Origin of the sequence: Sphingomonas ginsenosidimutans (assembly GCF_002374835.1) — a bacterium.
GTDB classification, from domain to species: domain Bacteria; phylum Pseudomonadota; class Alphaproteobacteria; order Sphingomonadales; family Sphingomonadaceae; genus Sphingomonas; species Sphingomonas ginsenosidimutans.
Map to the genome: position 1 here is coordinate 1 of NZ_NWVD01000050.1, position 1,058 is coordinate 1,058.

The window sequence follows — 1,058 nt, forward strand, 5'->3', positions numbered from 1 at the left end:
TTCGTCGCTTTCAATCGAGGTCCCGATGCAAGGCTGTCCGCCATGGAGATCTGCCATGCCGAACAAACTGCCCAAGCGCCCCATTATCGTTTTTCTCGCAGGGATTTTTCTGGGCTTGCCCGGCGTCGCAGGCGCAGTGACATTGACGTCATTAAAAGGCATGGATCTCGAAGGAAGCTATGGCTCGTATGCGCCGCGTGGCGATTGCTCTCGAGGGGCGAGCCTTGAGATCAACGAAACCGGCTTTACTTTCAAAGCGTCTGGTCAGACTGTAAAAAGCACCCGGTTTGAGTACGCGGCTTCGTTTCTTGGCCCGACCTATGAAGGCGTTAGCGCGGTCTTTTTTCCTTTTCCTGTCAATGCCAACGATTTCGGACGCGTGATCTTGACGGTCAATGACGACGAAAAGCGAGGCGTAGTCCGCCTTGAAGCAGACGTCGCGCCTGGACAGCGCCTGGATCCGTTCAAGTCAGCGCTCGTGTCGCAATCCCCACTGCTCTTGTGCAAGGGGTCTGGGCCGGCATCTGCTGCTTCAAAAGCACCTCTGCAAGCAAGGCCAGTCTTGGGAAAACCGACGCCGCTAGCCTGGACCAATCTTGCGAGTTCCATAGGAAAATTCCAAAGTGATTCCGATCCCAACGGAATAGATCTTTTGACAAGTGGTCCGATAGCTGACGCGATACGTTCGCGTTTGGGCCGCAAAATAGACCTGCTGGCCAGCAATCTTTCGGCGATATCCGGTCTCCAACGACAAGGATCTCTCTATTGGGTTACGGGAAATGCGCCGCATCAAGGCGGTGTAGAGCAAGCCTATGTTTTGCTTGATGCAAATCGCCGTGCTGTTCAAATTGGCCTTTGGGAAAAGGGAAAGTTGACGGTCTATGCGCCTCAAGGAGGCCGCTTGCCCGTGCCCCAGGACATTGCTCGCCTGCTTATGGACAGCCCACCTGAGGACGCAGTGCCGCTGCCTGGGACTGCTTGGGAGGTCGTGCCGGTCCAAGGTCGCGCCCCAATGGCCTATGTCGATGTAGCTGCTTCGCCAAACATCAAGTCGTTTA

The 1,058-nt window shown here is 55.4% G+C and carries 1 pseudogene; it reads left to right on the forward strand.

Features of this window, described 5'->3' with window-relative positions:
* Positions 1-55: 55 nt before the first annotated feature.
* Positions 56-1,058 (forward strand): annotated as a pseudogene (locus tag COA17_RS18645) (hypothetical protein); the annotation flags it as partial.